The following is an 895-nucleotide window of genomic DNA, read 5'->3' on the forward strand; positions in this document are numbered from 1 at the left end:
CTGGGCTCTGGGCTCTGGGCTCTGGGCTCTGGGCTCTGGGCTCTGGGCTCTGGGCTCTGGGCTCTGGGCTCTGGGCTCTGGGCTCTGGGCTCTGGGCTCTGGGCTCTGGGCCGATGATCGCCGTCTTCCTGGACGATCGCAACGACCAGAAACTGCCGCGAAGTGACACCAAGCCACTGTCGCCGGCGCCCCGCTTCACCAGCGCGGTCGCGGTCACGGTCGAGCACCTGACGGCCGGGTGCGGGCGCACTGGCAGAAGACCCTTCCGTGACACCGTGAGACTCGAGCAACAGCACGAATCTGCTCGTGAGGATCAGGGCTGGACCGCACGCTGCGAGCTCCGGCTGTAGCGGCAAAGGCGAGCGCCCAGAGCGACGCTTCCGGGTCCGGGCTTCGAAACTCTGCTCTGCGATCACGTCAGTTGACGCCGGGAACGGAGAAGTGCCACGGACGACAGGAGCCTGCGATCGCTAGACAAGCAGTCAGCCCCGAGTGCAGCTGCAGCTCACCACCACCATCACTCCCGCGGGCCCTCAACCTCGAGGGATCGAGGGTTGCACGAGTTCGCAGCCCGCGAGCTCACTCACTCACCCAACCGCGACGTTGGAGGGCCGCAGAGGACCGCATCGGCACAGCTCGTATGCGCCATCGAACAGCAGATTTCCCCATGATGCCGACGGTGGACTCGACGGCGAAATGGACAGCAGGGTGGAATGCAGAAAACCCCTGACAGAGGGAGCGGATGCTCCCTATGTCAGGGGTTTCATGAAAAGAAGTCCGGCGGCGTCCTACTCTCCCACAAGGTCCCCCTTGCAGTACCATCGGCGCTGAGAGGCTTAGCTTCCGGGTTCGGAATGTGACCGGGCGTTTCCCTCTCGCTATGACCACCGGAACA

General features: G+C 64.6%; 1 rRNA gene. It reads right to left on the reverse strand.

From position 1 onward, the window contains the following. Positions 1-775 precede the first annotated feature (775 nt). Positions 776-892, reverse strand: a 5S ribosomal RNA gene (gene rrf, locus DEJ31_RS16785). Between the last annotated feature and the right edge of the window lie 3 nt (positions 893-895).

Source organism: Curtobacterium sp. MCPF17_031 (assembly GCF_003234035.1).
Taxonomy (GTDB): domain Bacteria; phylum Actinomycetota; class Actinomycetes; order Actinomycetales; family Microbacteriaceae; genus Curtobacterium.